At 58.9% G+C, this 21057-nt stretch carries 16 protein-coding genes; 1 reads left to right on the plus strand and 15 read right to left on the minus strand.

Going from position 1 to position 21057, the window contains the following annotated elements; all coding sequences use genetic code 11:
* Positions 1-28: 28 nt before the first annotated feature.
* The 4 genes from mukB to cmoM are packed head-to-tail and all read right to left on the minus strand — an operon-like array spanning position 29 to position 7305.
* The gene (gene mukB, locus AC6I8P_RS12005; protein ID WP_058780807.1) at positions 29-4495 is read right to left on the minus strand and encodes a chromosome partition protein MukB; all 4467 of its coding nucleotides are present in this window, start codon (positions 4493-4495) and stop codon (positions 29-31) included.
* A complete protein-coding gene (mukE, locus tag AC6I8P_RS12010) occupies positions 4492-5220 on the minus strand; it encodes a chromosome partition protein MukE (RefSeq protein ID WP_031279857.1) in 729 nt (242 codons plus the stop codon). The genes mukB and mukE overlap by 4 nt, the downstream gene beginning before the upstream one ends.
* The gene (mukF, locus tag AC6I8P_RS12015) at positions 5201-6523 is read right to left on the minus strand and encodes a chromosome partition protein MukF (protein ID WP_058757757.1); all 1323 of its coding nucleotides are present in this window, start codon (positions 6521-6523) and stop codon (positions 5201-5203) included. Before mukF ends, mukE begins: the two co-directional genes overlap by 20 nt.
* A gap of 11 nt (positions 6524-6534) precedes the next feature.
* On the minus strand, positions 6535-7305 hold the full coding sequence (gene cmoM, locus AC6I8P_RS12020) for a tRNA uridine 5-oxyacetic acid(34) methyltransferase CmoM (protein WP_058769552.1): 771 nt from the start codon (positions 7303-7305) through the stop codon (positions 6535-6537).
* Between the two features lie 124 nt (positions 7306-7429).
* Between cmoM and elyC the strand changes: the two genes are divergently transcribed.
* Positions 7430-8215: an envelope biogenesis factor ElyC gene (gene elyC, locus AC6I8P_RS12025; RefSeq protein ID WP_021508338.1), complete on the plus strand. Its 786-nt coding sequence runs from the start codon at positions 7430-7432 to the stop codon at positions 8213-8215.
* Here elyC and AC6I8P_RS12030 read toward each other — a convergent pair.
* From AC6I8P_RS12030 to aroA, 11 genes are all read right to left on the minus strand, one after another.
* The gene (locus AC6I8P_RS12030) at positions 8195-9088 is read right to left on the minus strand and encodes a YcbJ family phosphotransferase (protein WP_498030633.1); all 894 of its coding nucleotides are present in this window, start codon (positions 9086-9088) and stop codon (positions 8195-8197) included. The genes elyC and AC6I8P_RS12030 overlap by 21 nt on opposite strands.
* 109 nt (positions 9089-9197) lie before the next feature.
* Positions 9198-9947, minus strand: a complete 750-nt coding sequence (gene kdsB, locus AC6I8P_RS12035; RefSeq protein WP_498030634.1) for a 3-deoxy-manno-octulosonate cytidylyltransferase — start codon at positions 9945-9947, stop codon at positions 9198-9200.
* Positions 9944-10126, minus strand: a complete 183-nt coding sequence (locus tag AC6I8P_RS12040) for a Trm112 family protein (RefSeq protein ID WP_010618270.1) — start codon at positions 10124-10126, stop codon at positions 9944-9946. The genes kdsB and AC6I8P_RS12040 overlap by 4 nt, the downstream gene beginning before the upstream one ends.
* Before the next feature lie 78 nt (positions 10127-10204).
* The gene (locus AC6I8P_RS12045) at positions 10205-11422 is read right to left on the minus strand and encodes a winged helix-turn-helix domain-containing protein (protein WP_125308454.1); all 1218 of its coding nucleotides are present in this window, start codon (positions 11420-11422) and stop codon (positions 10205-10207) included.
* Positions 11423-11442: 20 nt separating this feature from the next.
* Positions 11443-12444, minus strand: a complete 1002-nt coding sequence (gene lpxK, locus AC6I8P_RS12050; protein ID WP_125308452.1) for a tetraacyldisaccharide 4'-kinase — start codon at positions 12442-12444, stop codon at positions 11443-11445.
* Complete coding sequence (gene msbA / locus AC6I8P_RS12055; protein WP_021508343.1) at positions 12441-14189, minus strand: lipid A ABC transporter ATP-binding protein/permease MsbA; 1749 nt, start codon at positions 14187-14189, stop codon at positions 12441-12443. The genes lpxK and msbA overlap by 4 nt, the downstream gene beginning before the upstream one ends.
* A gap of 34 nt (positions 14190-14223) precedes the next feature.
* Entirely contained in the window at positions 14224-16452 is a 2229-nt protein-coding gene (locus tag AC6I8P_RS12060) for a DNA internalization-related competence protein ComEC/Rec2 (RefSeq protein ID WP_481657719.1), read from the minus strand.
* Positions 16453-16685: 233 nt separating this feature from the next.
* Entirely contained in the window at positions 16686-16970 is a 285-nt protein-coding gene (gene ihfB / locus AC6I8P_RS12065; RefSeq protein ID WP_010618275.1) for an integration host factor subunit beta, read from the minus strand.
* A gap of 86 nt (positions 16971-17056) precedes the next feature.
* Positions 17057-18730 carry a 30S ribosomal protein S1 gene (rpsA, locus tag AC6I8P_RS12070; RefSeq protein ID WP_021508345.1) on the minus strand — a complete coding sequence of 558 codons (1674 nt, stop codon included), beginning with the start codon at positions 18728-18730 and terminating at the stop codon, positions 17057-17059.
* Between the two features lie 122 nt (positions 18731-18852).
* The gene (gene cmk / locus AC6I8P_RS12075; RefSeq protein ID WP_021508346.1) at positions 18853-19533 is read right to left on the minus strand and encodes a (d)CMP kinase; all 681 of its coding nucleotides are present in this window, start codon (positions 19531-19533) and stop codon (positions 18853-18855) included.
* A gap of 198 nt (positions 19534-19731) precedes the next feature.
* The gene (gene aroA / locus AC6I8P_RS12080) at positions 19732-21018 is read right to left on the minus strand and encodes a 3-phosphoshikimate 1-carboxyvinyltransferase (protein ID WP_141496492.1); all 1287 of its coding nucleotides are present in this window, start codon (positions 21016-21018) and stop codon (positions 19732-19734) included.
* Positions 21019-21057 lie beyond the last annotated feature (39 nt).

Here is a 21057-nt window from a genome sequence, read left to right on the forward strand (position 1 = left end):
CAGCCTGAATTTTTAACCAGATTTGCTGCTAGCTATTTTCAGTGGCCACGCCTGCGCCAGGATTTTCCTGTTTCACCGGCGTCGGATCGGCGGAGAAACCGCGCAGTCCGACCACGTGCACATGCTCCGTATTGTTAAAGACTTTACGTACCAGCTTATAAGTGGTGCCTTTTTCCGGACTGATATTCTCCGGCGCGGCGATCACCAGCTGCATTTCCAGACGCTCGCACAGTTCGAACAGCGTGGCGATGGAGCGCGCATCAAGACGCGCGGCTTCATCGAGGAACAGCAGGCGACACGGTGAAATATCTTTACCGCGCAGACGCCGTGACTCCTCTTCCCAGCTCTGCACCACCATCACCAGAATCGACATACCGGTACCGATCGCTTCACCCGTCGACAGCGCCCCGCTTTCAGCGCGCAGCCAGCCGTCTGAGCCGCGATTCACTTCCACTTCCATCTCAAGGTAGTTGCGGTAGTCGAGCAGCTCTTCACCGATGGTCTGCGCCGTGCGCTGGCCCATATCAATCTGCGGATTGAGACGCTGATACAGCTTCGCCAGCGCTTCCGAGAACGTGAGGCGATTGCTGGTAAACAGATCCTGATGCTGTTCATGCTCTTCCGACAGCGTATCCAGCAGCATGGCGTGCGTTTCGCGTACGTTGACGTTCAGCCGCACGCTGCGCACCTGACCAAAGCTCACCGCCTGCAAGCCCTGGTTCAGCTGACGGATGCGGTTCTGCTCGCGCTGAATGGTTTTGCGGATGATATTGGCCGCACTGCGCGAACTGATCGCCAGCGTCTGTTCACGCGCCGTCAGCTCTTCGGTCAGACGGTTCAGCTCAATCTCCATCTGCTCGATAGCTTCAACCGGATCGTCGGTACGAATGATGTCCTGACGGATACGTTCACGAAGATGCTGATAGACGGCGATAAAGAACTGAATCTTGCGCTCCGGCCGTTTTGGATCTTCCGACATGCGCAGCACATCGCGCAGGTGTTCATTATCCGCGACCGCCAGGCGCAGCGCACCGAGGGCCTTATCCGACATTGAGCGTAGCTCGTCGCCACTCAGGTAAGCCAGTTCGCGGCGATGCAGACGGCGCTCGACGCCGTTCTCTTTCACCAGGCGCAGCACGGTGCACCAGCCCGCTTTGGCGCTGACCACCTGCTCACGCATCAGGTGATAATCGCGCTCCAGCTTGCGCAGTTTCTTCTGCAGGCTATCCATCTCGGCTTCGCAGAAGGTGAGCTGTTTCTCCAGCTGATTGCGACGCGCACGGTTGTGGCTGAGCGCCGTGTAGAGTTCGTCACGCCGGCTGCGCGCACGCTCCTCGGCGCTGGCATCAGCGTGCACGCCAATATCCTGCATCTCCTGCTGCAACTCTTTCAACATGTCGCGCTTGGCGTCGTACGAACTCTTCAGCGATGCCAGCACCTGGGAATACTGCGTCAGCTGCGCCTGATGTTCGCGCAGGCGTTCGCGCGCGCGGCTGCGTTCGCCTTCCGCCTGCTCCAGACGCTGGCGCAGTTTTTCGTTGAGATCGCTGTTACCGGTCAGCATGCCAGCCGAATCTTCATAGCTGAAGTGCGCGCGGCGCTGCACCACTTCGGTCAGGGCAAATGCCTGCTGACGCGCTTCGCGCTGCTGCTGCTGCGCCTGCTGATAATCACGCGTCAGCTGTTCGTGCTGCTGCGGATCGCTCTGCAGCACCGCCACCAGCGGCTCCAGCTTGCTGAGTTTCGCGCCGTGCTGATGCAGGAAGCGCGCGGCTTCCTGGGCTTCTTCCACCCGCTCACGAATCTCTTCGCAGCGGTCGGCCAGCGAGTCGTCAAGCAACAGGTTAACGCGCGGGAGCAGGCGGTTGAGCTGCGCCACACCCTCTTTTGCCTGCTCAAACTGGGCACGCTGCTGCTGGTTGTCATTCTCGTGCTGCGCCAGCGCGCGCTCCAGCTCGCCACGACGGCTATTGAGCTGGCGCATCTGCGCTTCCGGATCTTCGTCGAAGGCCACCGCCAGGTGGCTGCCGATAAAGCGGCTAAACGACTGATGCAGACGCTGGGTTTTCTGCACGTCAAACGACAGCGTGGCAAAACGTTCGGCCAGCTGGTCGCGCTCATTGTTCAACAGCTCCAGCTGATTTTCCCGCGCCGCGCGACCAAACAGCGGCACTTTCGGGAAGCGCGAATAACGCCACTGGCGCTCCGCCACTTTGACAACGACCGCATTTTCCAGCTCGTCAACGCTAAAGACGCTGTCATCAAACGACTGCGGATCGCCTTCGATCAGATAGAGATCTTCCGGACACTCTTCCAGGCCGTCGAGCATCTCGCGCACCAGCGACAGGTCCGGCACCACAATGGCGTGACGCGACGGGCCATACAGCGCGGAGAAGTACGGCGCATCATCCAGCGTCACGTCATCGTAAATTTCTGACAGCAGCACGCCGCCAAACCGCTCCGCCAGCTGAGTCAGGCGCGCATCTTCCGCGCCGCCCGGCTGGCTGAGTCGCGCAATCTGCTGCTCGACTTCACGCTTGCGCGCCGCCACTTCATCACGCTCAACGGTGGTTTCACGCTCGCGCTCCAGCAGCTGCTGCATATATTCGGTGATCTGCTGGCTGCTGCTCAGCGTCTGGCCGGTCTGCTCGCTCAGCTGGGTAAGAATCTCCTGCGCCGCCAGCCAGTGCGGTGCCCGTGCGGTCAGCGCAGTGATACGCTCGCGCAGCTGCTCCAGCTCCTGGCGCATCAGCATGCGGCGTTCACCGGCGTCGGCCACGCTTTCGTTCAGCTGTTCTATCTGCGCTTCCAGTTCACGCTGCAGGCCTTCCAGCGCGTCAGCGTCATACTGCTGGCCCTGACGTTTACAGAAGTCGGCCAGCAGACGTTCGGCGTCATGCTGCTCGCGCAGGCGGGTTTCCAGTTCGTTGAGACGCAGACGCAGCGAAGAGAGCTGTTCGGCATGATGGCGCTGGTTAGCGGCATCGCGCAGCAATTCGCGCCCGACCTGCCACGCATCCTGCCGGCTTACCTCGCCAGCAATACTGGTGACCAGCGCCAGCGCCTGTTCAAACTGGCTGTGCGCCGCTTCCGCCACGCTCAGCTTCTGCTCCAGGCGCAGCAGCCGTTCGGTGGCCTCTTCTTCGCGCGCCTGGAAGGTTTCCTGCCACTCTGCGGCGTTGTCGATGGTGAGGTCCGGCAGCTGGCACTGCGCCCGCGCTTTTTCCAGCGCCTGCAACGCCTGCTGATACTGGATGGCGCGGGTTTGCTGCACATCAAGCGCCTGCTGAAAATCGGCCAGCTGGCTTTTCAGCTCGTCGACTTCAATTTCCGCCGCTTCAGCGCGCGCTTCGTTCTCTTCCTGCACCTCACGCGCTTCGGCCACCACTTCATTCTGCTCTTCGAGACGATAAGTCAGCTCTTCCAGATCGGCGTCGTAACGCGCGATCTTCTCCTGCTGACGCATCGCCGTCTGGACCAGATTAAGGTGATCGCTCGCCGCCTGATAATCGGTTTCCAGATCGCTCTCTGCGCCGTTGTGCTCAGAGAGTTCGCGCGCCATTTCGATGTGACGATACTGTTCCGATGCCAGCTGATTGCGGCTGGTGAACAGCTCGTTACGCAGCTGCAGCGCACCGTCGAGATGGATGCGACGCTCGTTGGCGTGGCGCATGTAGTCGGCAGAAACGTAGCTGGTGGCTTCAGAGATGAGATGCTTAAACAGATCGCGATCCGACTGCGTGACGCGAATCGCTTCCAGCGTCATGCGGTTTTCGCGCAGCGCCGCTTCCATATCCTGGAACGCTTTACGCACGCCACCGTTTTCCGGCAGCAGGTAATCACGCAGCGAGCGGGTAATGGCGCTGGAGATACCGCCATACAGCGAGGCTTCGATCAGACGGTAGAATTTGCTGCGATCGCCGGCGGTGCGCAGACGACGCGGCACCACGCCGAGCTCAAACATCATGGCGTGGTAGTCCGTGACCGAGCTGAACTGGCGGAACTGCACGCCCTCCTGCGCTTCCACCCGCTCCTTCACTTCTGCCAGCGGCAGCACGCGCGCCTGACGGCTGCCAAGAATTTCGGTCAGCATATCGGTTGGCAGCGTATCGGTCGGCAGGCCGTGAATACTGAACGGCTTGATGTCGACTTTCTTATCGCGTCCGGCCACCTGCTGCAGGCGCACGCCAGCCACCACGCGCTGATGGCGCGAGTTGACCACATCCAGCACCGCATAGCAGACGCCCGCGCGCAGTTTGCCGTGCAGGCCCTTGTCGCGCGAGCCGGACGTGGCACCGGCTTCAGTGGTGTTACGGAAATGCAGCAGGGTTAAGTCCGGAATCAGTGCCGTAACAAACGCCGCCATGGTGGTCGATTTACCGGCACCGTTACCGCCGGACAGCGTGGTGACCAGCTCATCCAGATCAAAGGTGCGGGCAAAGAAACCGTTCCAGTTGATCAGCGTGAGCGATCGAAATTTACCGCGTTCAATCATGCCTGTTCATCCTCCGCGCGCTCGCTCGCGTCGTGTTCGCTGTCATTTTCTGCCTCGTCGCTCTCACTGGCGACCGGTGCGTTCTCCAGCGTCATCGCTTCACCGTCACGAATCAGACGCAGCTGCGCTTCACGTGCGTCGTCACCGCTGCGCACATCCGCACCAAAGCGGAAAACGGACTCCATGATGCGGAACTTGCTGCTGTCGTTGCCCATAAACCACACCATGCCGAGACGGCGCAGACGGCTGAGCGACGCACGCATCTTCTCCTGCAATTTGGCGCGATCCAGGTCCGACCCGGTGGAGCGCTGGTTAACCAGCTTCAGCAACCTGCTTTCATCCGCCAGCGACAGCAGCTCGTCGTACAGCTCCTGCTGGGTGAAAATGCCCTCGTTGGCCAGCCGCTCCGGGCTCAGGTAGAGATAACAGAGAATTTTACCCACCATCATGTCGAGCTCGGACAGCACCGAGCGCGGGATCAGCGTGGTTGAGCGCGGACGCAGATAGAAAAAACCTTCCGGTGCGCGGATCAGCTCAACGTTGTAGCGCGCATAAAACTCTTCCAGAAACGGCTGGTAATCCATCAGAAAAGCGTGATTATCCAGCTCTTCAATACCAATGTGGCGGCCGGCGCGTAACTGGCTATCGAGCGCGGGAAAAATCGGGTTTGCCAGTGCCAGCGCCAGTTTGACCGGCATCACTTGTTCAATATTTGTCGATGACATGTGCCTGCACCTTGGCTCCGTAATCATTAATGGTCTGCCATTCCGCAGGCAGACCGGCTAAATCGGCTTCGGCCACGCCGAGTCGCACCGCCTGATCGATGACGATGCGTGCGAGGTCGAAGTGACGCGCGCGGGGATACTGCGCCAGATAGTCACGCATCACCGTGGCGAGATGCAGCGGCTTCTGCTGCTGCTTGTAAATCTGCAGCGCTTCTTCAATCATCGCCGCCAGCTGCTCGCGGATTTCGTTAAACTCTTCGTACTCCATCTCCGGCGGCAGCTCGCCCATCACCTCGTCGTTACGCAGCGTCATCTCTTCATCGCGCATGTCATACAGACGGTCGGCATTGGCGTAGGTCAGCGCCCACGGCTGATCGAAATAGTTCTGCACCGACTGGCGTAAACGCTGCGCGAACACGCGGTTTTTATCCATGTCGATGGCAGTACGAATAAATTTGTGCACGTGGCGGTCGTAACCGATCCACAGATCGATGGCCTGCTGGCCCCAGCTGATAATGCGATCGAGCTTGTTTTGCAGGTCAAACACCAGCTTGTCGACAAAGCCCAGATCCGGGCTGCTCAGCGTGGCGTCCTGAATCCGCAGCAGGTTAGCCTGCAGCTTGTCGCCTGCCGCTTCCAGCGTATCCTGCAGTTCGCGCAGCGTGCCGGAGGTCTCCGACAGCAGCAGCTCACAGCTGGAGATGGCCGCGCGCCAGTCTTTATTCAGCAGATCGGCGATATCGCTTTTCACCGCCTGCTGCTGTTCGTCCATCAGGCGCTGCGTCATGTCGATGCTGTCAAAGATTTCCGCGACCGAATATTTCAGCGGCGCAAAGACGTTGCGGTGCCAGTGAAACTCGTCGCCATCTTCCTCGGCGGCGTCGGCGGCGCGCTTCAGCTCCTGCGCGACAATCGACAGCTGCATCGACAGGCGCAGCGTGGAAAATTCGCGCTGGCGGATGTAATAGTCGGTGATGCCGATCGCCAGTGGCGTCAGACGATAGATGGCGTGACCTTCGGTCAGCTCGCTGGTAAAGCGGTTAAGCAGGCGCTGACGCACCATGTCGTTGATGGCGTTGTTGGCACGGACCTGAACGGTTTCGTGGGTTTGTTCAAACGCTTTGCTGACGTGACGAAAGGCGTCAATCAGCTCACCTTCACTCATCTCGCCGTCCATGCGCTCCCCGTTGAGGGTGGCGATGGCCAGCAAAAACGCCAGACGTTCTACCGGCAGCGCAAGGGAAAAGTCATTCTTGCGCGCCCATGCCACCAGTTCGGGGACCGTCTGGGAAAATTCGCTCATAGTTGATCCTTCTACCTGGGTTTGCGCGCAGTCACGTGGATATAGCGCCCTAAGCTCAAAAAGGGCTCCTGACGACAGTAGCGCCGTTCCATCTCAATAATTTCCTCAACGCTCTTCCCGGCGCCGGGCTGCGGCTTCATGTAGTCACTGAACACGCGGATACCGGCACGCTGCTCGGTGATAAATCCGCACTGCGTCAGCCAGCGCTGTACATCGTCAGGATCGCGGGGGAAATCCGGCGACAGCGTGCGTTTTTTGCGCTTGTTCATGTTGGCGCGCAGATAGCCGAAATTGCCGAGCGTCAGAGTGCGGAACGTCAGGCCGTGCGCGTTATAAAACATCAGCGACAGCACACCACCGGGTTTCAGCGTATGCCACAGCGCCTGCAGCACCGCCAGCGGATCCGCCACCCACTCAAGCACAGCGTGAAACAATACCAGATCCACCGGCTTATCCAAATGTTCGCCAACCTGCTGCGCGCTAATTTGTTTGAATTGCATGTTGTGGCTCACACCTGCGCTGTGCGCATGGGCGGCGGCCAGCTTAAGCATCTCGCCCGACAGGTCGCACAGCAATACCTGGTGCCCCTGCGCGGCGAGGCCGCTGGAGATCTGACCGACGCCACCACCGGCATCCAGCACAGTCAGCGGGCCAGCGGGCAGCGTCGGCAGAATGGCGTTCAGCTCATCCCAGATGATCGCCTGACGCACCTGGCCTTTACGGGTGCCATAAATATTTTGCGAGAATTTATCCGCCAGATCGTCAAAGTTACGATCCTGCATGGTGATGGCTCCGCTTTGCTGCATTCAACTTGTGCTATTTTGTCACAGGCTCGACAAGAATGAACCTTTCATGCCGCAGTAACTGTCTGGCTGCTGTTTTTTCGGACAAAAGGAGACGTTTTCGATGTTTTTTGCCTTAAAAAAATGGATTGGCGCGATGCTACTGCCTTTGCCATTGCTGTTAACGCTTATGGCGGCAGGACTTTTACTGCTCTGGTTCAGCCGCTGGCAAAAAAGCGGCAAAATCCTTATCTCATTGAGCTGGCTGATGCTGTTACTGCTGAGTCTGCAACCGGTGGCCGACCGGCTGCTGGCCCCGCTGGAAAACCAGTATGCCACGTGGAATGGCAGCGAGCCGGTGGACTATATCGTGGTGCTGGGCGGGGGTTACACCTATAACCGGCAGTGGGCACCGAGCTCCAACCTGCTGAACAACAGCCTGCCGCGCGTGACCGAAGGCGTTCGCCAGTGGCGACGCTATCCTCAGGCCAAAATGATCTTCACCGGTGCCGCTGCGGGCTACAATCCGCGCAGCAACGCCAGCGTTGCCGCTGACGTGGCGCGCAGCCTTGGCGTGCCCGACGATGCCATTATCGTGCTGGATCAGCCGCATGACACCGGCGAAGAAGCGCTGGCGGTGAAGCAGACCATCGGGCAGCATCCGTTTCTGCTGGTGACGTCTGCCAACCATCTGCCACGCGCCATGCACTTTTTCCAGAGCGCCGGCCTGAATCCGCTACCGGCACCGGCTAACCAGCTGGCGATCACCTCACCGATCAGCGTCTGGGATCGCACGCTGCCCTCGCCGCTGTGGCTCAGCCATAGCCAGCGCGCGGTGTACGAAACGCTGGGGCTGATCTGGCAGCGGCTGCGCGGCAGTGGCGAACCTTCAGCCGAGCCAGGGGAGTAGCTGTGCGCGGGCATGGTCAAAGCGCGGCCGGTCAAACTGGCCGCTGCTGACCAGCGTGTCAACGCAATCCCACAGCTGATAGAGCCAGCGGCGCCAGACGAAACCTTCATCCACCGGCGCACGCTGTAAATAGTGCTGCAGCAGCGATGCTTCAGCACCGTTTTCCGCCAGGCGCATCAGCTCATACTCACGCGGGGCCCACAAAATGGTGCCCGGCTGGGTCATCGCCACCAGCTGATCGCTGTGCGGGTCTTTCAGCATACTGGCGAGACGCAGATTGCCGTGCATTAGCACGCACGGGTCGTCAAAGCCGGCAAACAGCTGCGCCAGCTGTTCGCGGCTGCGAAACAGAATCTGGCGATCGGCGTGGGTAAATCCGGGGGGCGACAGATAGCCCAGCGTGGACCACAGCACTTCCACCCGCTGGCGATACCACGCCGGCCAGCGATTTTCCTGCACGCTGTCAACGCTGCCGACCAGGCCATGGCTGTCAATGCGGTGCCACGCCAGCAGCCCTTCGACAATCTGTTCACACAGCTGCCCCCAGCGCGCTGCCGTGCGCGCCGGCGCTTCGGCCGATACGCCATTTAAGCGCGCCAGCAGCAGCATTTCATGCGCCGGCGGTTGCTGACTCAAAACCAGGCCGTACACCGTGGGCAGCGTAATCAGCCCTTCATGCGCCAGCATGGTGAGTTTTTTCGCTTCGAGCGCGGCGCGTCCCTGATGACGAAAATATTTGGCCACCAGCGGCATCGGCTTGCCTTGGTCATCATAGAGGGCGTAAAGACGCGATTGTGCCTGTTCGCTGATGGTTTCCAGCCGGCTAACGCCTTCGCCCAGCACCAGCGCCAGTTCTGCACGGAGTTGTTCCATGGAAGAGTCCTCCGGAGTTAACACATTGCACCATCCTGGAGGTCATGACGGCGCAAAACTTAGCGCCAGATCAAACTTTGCGGCCAGCCGGGGCGCTGGCCGCTGACGATTAAGCCTGCATCGCTTCAAGCACGCGCAGCAGATCGTCCGGCGTATCCACACCGACGCTCGGCACGGTGGCCGCTACCGCCACGTGGATCTTTTCGCCGTACCACAGCACGCGCAGCTGCTCCAGCAACTCGATCTGCTCCAGCGCACAGGGTTGCCATGCCACATAGCGACGGATGAAACCGGCGCGATAGGCATAAATACCGATGTGGCGCAGCAACGTGTCGCCAATCTGCTCACGCGACTGCGCGTAACGTTCGCGATCCCACGGAATGGTCGCACGTGAAAAATAGAGCGCATAGCCGCTGGCATCAGTGACCACTTTTACCGCGTTGGGATTGAACGCCTCTTCTGCCTCGTGAATCGGTACCGCCAGCGTGGCCATGCCGGCATCCGCCTGGGCCAGATTGTCCGCAACCTGACGCACAATCTCCGCCGGAATCATCGGCTCGTCGCCCTGCACGTTCACGATGATGGTATCGTCAGCAAACTGATACTTTTCAATCACCTCGGCCAGACGCTCGGTACCAGATTGGTGGTCGGCGCGCGTCATGCAGACTTCCCCGCCGGCAGCGGTCACCGCCGCCGCCACGTCAGGATGATCGGTGGCCACAATCACCCGCTCGGCGCCGGACTCGCGTGCACGCTCCATCACGTGCACCACCATCGGTTTACCGTGAATATCCAGCAGCGGTTTGCCCGGCAGGCGCGTGGAGGCGTAGCGTGCCGGAATAATCGCCACGAAACTCATGGATGAATCTCTTCAACGGACAGGGTGCGCGCTTCTACTTCCAGCAATACCGGAATACCGTCACGCACCGGGAACGCCAGGCCGTCGGGTTTGCAGATCAACTCCTGCTGCTCTTTGTTGTAATACAGTTTTCCGTTGCAGACCGGACAGGCCACAATCTCAAGTAAACGGTGATCCATACTTTTCTCCTTTCAGGACCGATACGTCAGAGGATTAGCATACCATAGCGCAATCAGGGACGGCGCGCCGCCATCGGCTTATATGCTGACGTGCCAGCGCGTGGACCAGGCGGCCCGCAGCGCATCAGGCGCGTTTTCCAGCACCACTTCGCTGGCGCCCTGCCAGGCGGCGAAGCGGTTAATGGCTTTATGCACATCGGCGAGAAACTGCTGGCTCATCCGCACGCCGGGCTCCAGCCAGAAGGCTCGCAGAATCAGGCGCTGCGCCTGGCGATCCATTTTGGCATCGACGCGCCCTTTCAGTACGCCGCGGTGCAGCAGCGGCAGGACAAAGTAGCCGTATTTACGTTTGTGCTCCGGCGTATAGCACTCGATGCGGTAGTCAAAATTGAACAACTCAAGCGCGCGGCGGCGATCCCATACCACCGGATCAAACGGTGACAGCAGCGCGCTGTGCGTGGCGGCCTGCGGCTGTGCCAGCTGCGGCAGCAGCGTATGGTGCAGCCACATCTCGCCCAGTTGCTCAACCTCGACGCGCTGAATCACTCCCTGCTCAGCAGCCTGCGCCAGCCAGAGTGCGATGGGCGCGCGTTTCAGCCGGTAGTAATCCGCCAGCCAGCTGGCGCGGAAAATGCCGAGGCTGCGCGCGCTGTGCTCCAGCATCTGCATCACCGCCTCGTTCTCGCTCAGCGCATGCTGCTCGTCGCGCCAGTGTGGCATCACCCGGCTACGCAGATCGTAGACGCGCTGGAAGTTACGGCGCCCGACAACCATCAGCTCACCGGCGCTAAACAGGTTCTCCAGATGTCGCTTGTGCGGCTTCCACGCCCACCAGCCGGGTTTGGTATGCTTGTCGCTGGCAAAATCAGCGGCGCGAACCGGACCGGTGGCGGCGATATGTTGCAGCAGATCGGCGATCTCCTGCTGATGCTGATCCACCCATTGCTGATTGTATTTCCAGCCCAGGCGCTGCGGAGCCAGCATGCGGTGACGCAGCAGCGGATAATCTTCAAAAGGGATAAAACAGGCTTCATGCGCCCAGTATTCAAACAGCGCGCCCGCCGCCAGCGTTTGCTCCAGCCACTCAGCAGGAAAAGCGCCCAGCCGGCTGAACAGCACCAGATACGGACTGCGCGCGACCACATTAATAGTATCGATTTGCAGCAGCGACATCTGCCGCACACAGGCGTGAATATCGGCAAAACGCGCCTGACGGCGCGGCGGACGTAGCAGGCCCTGGGCAGAGAGGTGCAGGTTGCGGGCGATTTGCAGAGAGAGGGAATGCGTGCTGGTCATTACGTCGTCCCTTTAGATGGTTAGCGCGACCGGGCGTCGCGCGCAGCCGTACAGAGTTGCGTCAGATCGGCCAGCAATGCGGCCAGCGGCGCGCCCGCCAGATGCGCATCCACCGGCAGATACCACCAGTTAGCGCGGGCAAAATGGCGGCATTTGACCGCGTCTTTTTCCGTCATCAGCAGGCACTGTGCATCCTGAGTCAGGCTGCGTAACTCTTCTTCGCTGTAAGCGTGGTGATCGGCAAAGGCAATCTCTGCCACCGGCTGCACACCCTGCTGCTGCAGCGTAGTGAAGAAACGCGGCGGATGACCGATGCCGGCCATCGCGACAATTGGCGGCAACTGCGTCAGCGCAGCCTGTTCGCCGGTCAGCAGATTGACCGCCAGGCCCGGCTGCAGCGTCATGGCGATCTCGCCAGCCTGCGCGCTGCCCCCGTTAACTACCACGGCATCAACCTGCTCCAGTCGCGATGCGCGTTCACGCATCGGTCCGGCCGGTAACCACCAGCCGTTGCCAAAGCGACGCACGCCATCCACCACCACGATTTCGCGATCGCGCTCTAGCGCATAGTGCTGCAGGCCATCATCCGTCACAATCACATCCAGCGGATGCGCCGCCAGCAGGGCCTCGATTGCCAGCCGGCGCTGCGGCGCCACTGCGACCGGCACCTGAGTGCGCTGGGCGATCAGCACCGGTTCATCACCAGCCTGTTCCGTCGCGCTATCCTGATTGACCAGCAGCGGATAGCGTTCCGCTTTACCGCCGTAACCGCGCGACACTACACCCGGACGCAGCCCCTGCTGTTGCAGAGCCTGCACCAGCCAAATCACCAGCGGTGTTTTACCGTTGCCGCCCGCGGTCAGGTTGCCAACGACAATGACCGGACAGGGCGCGCGCCAGCGGGTACGCCAGCCGCGCTGATAGCTCAGCCGAATCAGCCAGGTGATAGCGCCATACAGCAGACTCAGCGGCCACAACAGCAGCCACAGCGGCGAGCGTCCGCTCCAGATACGTTCAATCATTGACCGAACTGCAGTTTGTGCAGCTGCGCGTAAGCGCCTTTCTGCGCCAGCAGCACCTCATGAGTACCGCGTTCCACGATTCGCCCATCCTCGACCACCACGATTTCGTCGGCCTTTTCAATGGTGGAGAGACGGTGTGCAATCACCAGCGACGTGCGGTTCTTCTGCAGCTCATCCAGCGCCGACTGGATGGCGCGCTCGGATTCGGTATCCAGCGCCGAAGTGGCTTCGTCGAGAATCAAAATCGGGCAGTCACGCAGCAACGCACGGGCAATGGCGATACGCTGACGCTGGCCGCCAGACAGCAGCACACCGTTTTCACCAATGACCGTATCGAGACCGTTATCCATCTTGTTGATGAAGTCCATAGCATGCGCCATAGTCGCCGCCTGCTCGATTTGCTCGCGGGTGTATTCACCGTTGCGCGCATAAGCGATGTTATTGGCAATGGTGTCGTTGAACAGATGGACATTCTGCGAGACCAGCGCCACCTGATTACGCAGCGATCGCAGGGTGTATTCCCGCAGGTCGTGACCATCCAGCAGAATCTCGCCCTCGTTGATATCGTAAAAACGCGTCAGCAGGCTGGCCATGGTGGATTTACCCGAGCCGGAACGGCCCACCAGCGCCACGGTTTTACCCGCGGGCAGCGTGAGATTAATATCACGCAGCGCCGGAATGTCGCGGCCCGGATAGGTAAAGGTCACGTTGCGGAATTCAACGTCCCCTTTCGCACGCGTGATTTCGCGCTTGCCGTTGTCGATCTCCTGCTCGCTATCCAGAATGGTGAATAGCGTCTGACAGGCCGCCATGCCGCGCTGGAACTGGGCATTGACGTTGGTCAGTGATTTCAGCGGGCGCATCAGGGCGATCATCGACGAGAACACCACGGTAATGGTACCGGCAGTCAGGGTATCCATCACGCTCGGGAAGCTGGCCGCATACAGTACAAAAGCCAGCGCCAGCGATGCGATCAGCTGGATCACCGGATCGGAAATCGAAGAGGCCGAGACCAGTTTCATGCCCTGCTGGCGCATTTTATTGCTCACCTGCGAAAAACGCTCAGCTTCCACTTCCTGTCCGCCAAAAATCAGCACTTCTTTGTGCCCTTTCAGCATCTGCTCAGCACTGGTGGTTACCTGCCCCATGGTGTTCTGCATATTTTTGCTGATGCTGCGGAAGCGTTTGGATACGGTGCGGATGGCAAAAGAGACCAGCGGCGCCAGCAGGATCAAAATCAGTGACAGCTGCCAGCTGTAGTAGAACATCATGATGAACAGGCCAATGATCGATGCGCCTTCGCGTACCACCGTCACCAGCGCGCTGGAGGAGGAAGAGGCCACCTGTTCAGAATCGTAGGTAATCCGCGACAGCAGCGTACCGGTAGACTGCTGGTCAAAGAATGCAACCGGCATGCCCATCATGTGGCCGAACAGGCGACGGCGCATGTTCATCACCACATTGCCGGAGACCCATGAGATGCAGTAACTGGAGATATAACTGGTTACGCCGCGGATCAGCATCAGGCCGATGACCGCCAGCGGCATCCACAGCAGAACGGATTTGTCGGCTTTGCCGAAACCATCATCCAGTAAAGGTTTCAACAGGGAGAGCATTAGAGTGTCGCCTGCCGCATTGAGTATCAGCGCCACGGCGGACACAATCAGGCCAGCCTTGTGCGGTGCAATCATCGGCCAGAGTCGGCGAAATGTCTGCCACGTTGAGAGGTCTTTGTCTTGATGCATTATTTATTCACGCTGTTTGAAATAGCCGCTCATTCTACCTGGAATCGCGTTTGACGCCAAACCACTGATGATACCAGCGGGGGATTATTTGCTCTCTTAACCCCTTAATCTGCCAGCGACCCTGCCGTATCGCGATGTGAATCTGGCCTGATTGCGCAGTGTCATACCAGCGATAGCCCTGCTCGCGGTAACGCTGGACCACGGCGACGGCGGGCATACGCCAGGCGTTATAGCGCGCCAGCGAAGCCAGCGCCGCCTGCCCGGCAACACTCCGTAACAGTAAAGGGCCGGAGGAGCTCCGGCTGCCATGATGGGGCACCTGGATAACCGTAGATTGTAAGCCGCCCTTTTCCAGGGCGACCAGCTTGCGCTCCGCCTCCAGCTCGATGTCCCCGGTCAGTAACAGGCTGAACTGACCATCGTCCACGCGCACCACGCAGGAGTCGTTATTTTGCCCGGCGGTCTGCGCGCGCGGCGGCCATAGCGCGTGAAAGTGCAAACGCCCCCACTGCCACTGCTGGCCGCGATAGCACGGCAGATGCCCGGGCTCGCCAAGCGCGCTGCGTACCCGCAGACCAGGCTGCGCCTGTTGCAGCGCGGCTAATCCACCACGGTGATCGAGATGCTTGTGGCTCAGGATCACTCCTCGCAGTTGGCGCCCGGTGTAGTGCAGCCAGGGTAACAAAACCCGCACGCCTGCATTGTCCTCTGCCCAGCCGGGTCCGCTGTCATACAGCATCACCTCATTTCCCTGGCTGATCGCCACCGCCAGACCATGTCCGACATCGATCATGTCAATCTGCCAGTCGTCCTGCTGGGCATTGCTGCGCCAGAACCACAGCGAGAGCAACAGCGCGCAGCAGGGCAGCAGCGCCTTCGCGAGCAAGCCGCTGCGCCACAGCGCCAGCCCGGCCCAGAGCAGCAGCACCGCCGGCAGCGTATCGCTCCAGCGCCACCAGCCGGCGGGCAGCCACGCCAGCCCTTGCATCACCAGGCTGACCGACAGATCGGCCAGTTGCCATAGCGGAACGGCGATTGCAGGCAGCGGCAACAGCATCGCTAGCAGAATCAAAGGCACGGTAATCAGCGACACTACCGGCACCGCCAGCAGGTTGGCCACTAGCGCGCTCAGGCTGAGCCCGTGGAACAAAAAGATCTGCAGCGGCGCCATCAGAATCATCATGCCCAATTGCAGGTGCAGCAGTCGCAGCATGAGCCAGCGACGCGGCTGGCGGAAACGTGGCGGCATAGGAAACCACTGAAACCACAGTATCAGCATCGCCACGGCCAGCGCCGACAGCCAGAAGCTCTCTGACAGCACCGTCAGCGGATCAAGCCATAACAAACTCCCCACGCAGAGCGTCCACACCTGCCAGTTGCTCAGCTGCCAGCCAGCTATACGCGTCGCCAGCCACAGCGTCAACGCCAGCATCGCGCGCTGTGCCGGCGGATGACTGCCGGAGATCCAGCAATAGGCTGCCGCTGTTAACCCGCTGATCAGCAGCGGCATCAGATAGCCGATTCGCCTGGCAGGTAACACTAACTGAATGATGCGCGCCAGTAGCCAGCCTACGCTGGCCCCCAGCGCGATATGCATGCCGGAGATGGCCATCAGGTGCGCGGTACCGGTTTCGCGCAGCAAGGCTCGCTGGGCCGGGGTCATCGCATCACGCACGCCAAAGGCCAGTGCCTGTACTATCGCGGGCTGCGTTAACCCGGTGAAACGCGCCAGATGATGATTGATAAAACGCGTCCGCCAGCTGCAGCGCAGAGACTCAGCCTGCTGGCTGACTATACGCCCCTGCAGCGCGCTGTGGTTAGCAATGGCAAAACGCTGCAGATCAAATTCGCCCTCGTTGAGCCGGGCGTGCACCGCGCGTAGCCGCAGCTGCATCTGCCAGCGCTGTCCCGCACACCAGACGACCTCATCGCTGACATTACGCAGCCTGACAAACAACGGTGGAAAGACGTAGCGGTCACCTGCCCGGATTACCTGCGCCGTGAGCTGGTTCTTCGCGAGATTCACTGCAGTTATCTGAAGCGTAGCCGCCACCGGTGCCACGGTCAGTTGCTCAAGGGTATCGACCGTCTGACGCGCCTCGATCAGTGCCCAGCTCAATAGCAGCAAGCCCAGTCCGGCGTAGCGTAAAAGCATTACTGACGTACACGCCAGCAACAGTGCGCTTATTAACAGCAGCACAATGGTGCTGTAAGCGGGGATGTGCGGCAGCATACCCAGCGGCAGCGCCGCGAGGAGCATCATTCTGGCTACCACTGTTATTGTCACGCGCACGCCCTCTTCTGTCATTGCCGCGGATTGTGCGCGCTGGCAGAGGCAAAAGCATGCGGCTAAATGTCGATTTCAGAGAGGGATTACGCGCAGTTTATGGTGGTTGCAGGAAATGAACAGCAACATGGAAGCAGGATCGCAAACCTGAATGCGAGGCAAAAAAAAAACGACACCTGCAGGTGTCGTTTTTATCGTTCGGTAACGGCTTAGCCGTAGATATTTGCACGGTCACGCAATTCTTTGCCTGGCTTGAAGTGGGGAACGTATTTACCTTCCAGTTCCACTTTGTCACCCGTTTTCGGGTTACGACCAGTGCGCGGTGCGCGGTAGTGCAAAGAAAAGCTGCCGAATCCCCGGATTTCAATGCGCTCGCCCTGGGCCAGCGTAGTGGCCATGTGCTCGAGCATCTCTTTGACCGCATCCTCAACGACTTTCGCCGGGATATGAGTATGCTGGCCAGCAAGTCTTTCAATCAGTTCTGACTTGGTCATGTAACCTCCGGTTAATCCCTGTTTGGAAAGGTATGACAGCTTTTACCGAAACCGGACGATTTTCATCGTCCGGTGCTTCGGGTCGATTACTCGCCTTTAGCCGCTTTGAACGCTTCAGCCATTGCGTTAGAGAAGTTGCCATCTTCCTGTTTGGTGTTAACAGTGTTGATAGCTTCTTTCTCGTCAGCCTGGTCTTTAGCACGAACAGACAGGCTCACAACGCGGTTCTTACGGTCAACGCCGGTGAATTTCGCTTCAACGTCGTCGCCTACGCTCAGAACCTGAGTGGCGTCTTCGATGCGGTCCAGAGAAGCTTCAGAAGCGCGCAGGTAACCTTCTACGCCGTCAGCTAATTCTACTGTAGCACCTTTAGCGTCAACTGCAGTGACTTTACCCGTCACGATTGCGCCTTTCTTGTTCAGGGTGATGTAGTTGTTGAATGGATCTTCAGCCAGCTGCTTCACGCCCAGAGAAATACGCTCACGCTCTGCGTCAACCTGCAGTACAACGGCAGCGATTTCGTCGCCTTTCTTGTACTCACGAACGGCTTCTTCGCCAGTCGCGTTCCAAGAGATGTCAGACAGGTGAACCAGACCGTCGATGCCACCGTCCAGGCCGATGAAGATACCGAAGTCAGTGATTGACTTGATTTTACCTTCAACGCGATCGCCTTTGTTGTGGGTCTCTGCGAACTGCTGCCATGGGTTAGATTTGCACTGCTTCAGACCCAGGGAGATACGACGACGCTCTTCGTCGATGTCCAGAACCATAACTTCAACCACATCACCTACGTTGACAACTTTAGATGGGTGGATGTTTTTGTTGGTCCAGTCCATTTCAGACACGTGTACCAGGCCTTCAACGCCTTCTTCGATTTCAACGAAGCAGCCGTAGTCAGTCAGGTTGGTCACGCGACCGGTCAGTTTGGTACCTTCCGGATAACGCTTAGCGATAGCAACCCATGGATCTTCGCCCAGCTGTTTCAGGCCCAGAGATACACGAGTACGCTCGCGGTCGAACTTCAGCACTTTAACAGTGATTTCGTCGCCCACGTTGACGATTTCGCTTGGATGCTTAACGCGCTTCCACGCCATATCGGTGATGTGCAGCAGACCGTCAACGCCACCCAGGTCAACGAATGCGCCGTAGTCAGTGAGGTTCTTAACGATACCTTTGACTTCCATGCCTTCCTGCAGGTTTTCCAGCAGCTGATCGCGCTCAGCGCTGTTTTCAGATTCGATAACCGCGCGGCGAGAAACCACGACGTTGTTACGCTTCTGATCAAGCTTGATTACTTTGAATTCAAGCTCTTTGCCTTCCAGGTGCAGAGTGTCGCGGACCGGACGAACGTCAACCAGTGAACCTGGCAGGAACGCACGAATACCGTTCAGCTCAACTGTGAAGCCACCTTTAACTTTGCCGTTGATAACACCGGTAACAGTTTCAGCGTCTTCGTAAGCTTTTTCCAGCGTGATCCAAGCTTCGTGACGTTTAGCTTTCTCACGGGACAGCAGGGTTTCACCGAAGCCGTCTTCTACTGCATCCAGAGCAACGTCAACTTCGTCGCCCACCTGGATTTCCAGTTCGCCAGCTGCGTTCTTGAACTGTTCTGCAGGGATAGCAGATTCAGATTTCAGACCCGCATCAACCAGCACGACGTCTTTGTCGATAGCAACAACGACGCCACGAACGATGGAACCCGGACGGGTTTCGATTTCTTTCAGGGACTCTTCAAAGAGTTGAGCAAAAGATTCAGTCATATTGATAATCTTAGGATTCTTCAATTTAACGTCCACCTGACGTCATTGTCGGATGGGGTTGTTTCACATGCCCTGCACCGCTTCCCTGGCACAGGGTTACTACAATTCGGTCGCCGAAAATATTAAATGCCCAGCTTCTGGCGGGCATAATCTAGTGCCTTTTCAATCACTTGCTCAATGGTCATGCTGGTTGAATCCAGCACCAGAGCATCAGCGGCTGGCACTAAAGGCGCGATGGCGCGGTTACGATCGCGGTCGTCGCGTTCCTTTATCTCGGATAAAAGGCGATCAAAGTTAACACTAAAGCCCTTTTCCTGCAACTGTAGCATACGGCGATGCGCACGCTCTTCGGAGCTGGCATCGAGGAAAATTTTAACGGGCGCGTCCGGGAAAACCACGGTGCCCATATCACGTCCATCGGCGATTAAACCCGGCTCCTCGCGAAAAGCACGCTGTCGGCGCAGCAAGGCTTCACGCACGCGCGGAAATGCCGCCACGCGCGACGCCGTATTGCTCACTTCCTGGGTGCGGATTTCGCCGGTGACATCCTCACCTTCCAGCACTACCTGCATTTCACCGTCTACCGACAGAAAACGCACGTCAAGGTGCGCCGCCATGGGCACCAGCGCTTCTTCCGACTCGATATCCACCTGATGATGCAGCGCGGCCAGAGCCAGTACGCGATAAATAGCCCCTGAATCCAGCAGGTGCCACTGCAACGACTCCGCCATCGCTTTACATAAAGTCCCTTTACCCGCGCCGCTTGGGCCATCAATGGTAATTACCGGGGCGATTGCCGTCATTGTTCTCTCCTGTTGCTGCGTGCTGATGATCAGCCTTCTTGGCTGTCTGGATTGCGCGGCATTATACGCTGCCCGCGTCCGCTTGGTTACCCTTTAGCGTAGACAGCGCCAGAAATTTCGACAGTTTCAGAACAATTTCCTGCCAGTGAGGCCAGCAGAGGGTTCAGAAGCCCGGCACGGCGGTACCGGGCGGGCGGATTAGGATGCGTGGCTGATTTTTGCCAACTGCTGGAAGTAATCCGGGAAGGTTTTTGCCGTACAGCCGGGATCGAGAATGGTTACCGGCGTGTCGGACAGCGCAACCAGCGAGAAACACATCGCCATACGGTGATCGTTGTACGTGCCGATATCGGCGTGCTGTAACTGCGCAGGCGGTGTGACGCGAATAAAATCGTGCCCCTCTTCCACTTCCGCACCAACTTTACGCAACTCGGTCGCCATGGCCGCCAGACGATCGGTCTCCTTTACGCGCCAGTTATAGATGTTGCGCATCAGCGTGGTGCCTTCGGCAAACAGCGCGGTGGTAGCGATTGTCATTGCCGCATCCGGAATATGGTTCATGTCCATATCAATGGCGTTCAGCGCACCGCGCGTGCAGGCAATATAATCGTCGCCCCACTCAATCACCGCTCCCATTTTCTCCAGCACATCGGCAAAACGGATGTCGCCCTGCACACTGTTGCGGCCAATGCCGGTAACCCGCACCGTACCGCCTCTGATTGCCGCAGCGGCAAGGAAATAGGACGCTGACGACGCATCGCCTTCCACCAGATAATCACCTGGCGACTGATACTGCTGCTGACCTTTCACCACAAAGCGCTGGTAGTGCTGATTATCAACGTCCACGCCAAAGCAACGCATCAGATGCAGGGTGATATCAATGTAGGGTTTGGAAACCAGCTCGCCTTTAATGGTGATCGTGGTGTCGTTCTGTGCCAGCGGTGCGGTCATCAACAGCGCCGTCAGGAACTGGCTGGAAACGCTGCCATCGACACTGACTTCGCCGCCGGTAAATCCGCCGTTCAGACGCAGCGGCGGATAGTCGGTTTGTTCGAGGTAATCAATGCGCGCGCCGCCCTGCCGTAACGCATCGACCAGATGGCCGATAGGACGCTCTTTCATGCGCGGTTCGCCGGTCAGCACCACCGACTGCTCGTCGAGGCACAGTGCGGCCGCCAGCGGACGCATCGCGGTTCCGGCATTGCCCAGGAACAATTCCAGCGGCTGTTCGGCACGCAGCGGTCCACCGTTGCCGACCACTTCACACACGGTGCGATCGGCTGACAGGGTATAGCTGACACCCAGCGCCTGCAGCGCATTAAGCATGTGTTTAACATCATCGCTGTCGAGCAGGTTGGTCAGGCGCGTGGTGCCGTTCGCCAGCGCGGCCAGTAACAGGGCGCGGTTTGATACGCTTTTTGAGCCCGGTAAGTTTACCGTGCCGTCAACGCGGGCAATCGGCTGTAAAGTCAGGGAGTCCTGCATGTGAAACCAAATCTCCAGAAATACGAGACCCTGTCCAGT

Source organism: gamma proteobacterium symbiont of Lampromicra miyakona (assembly GCF_059730895.1).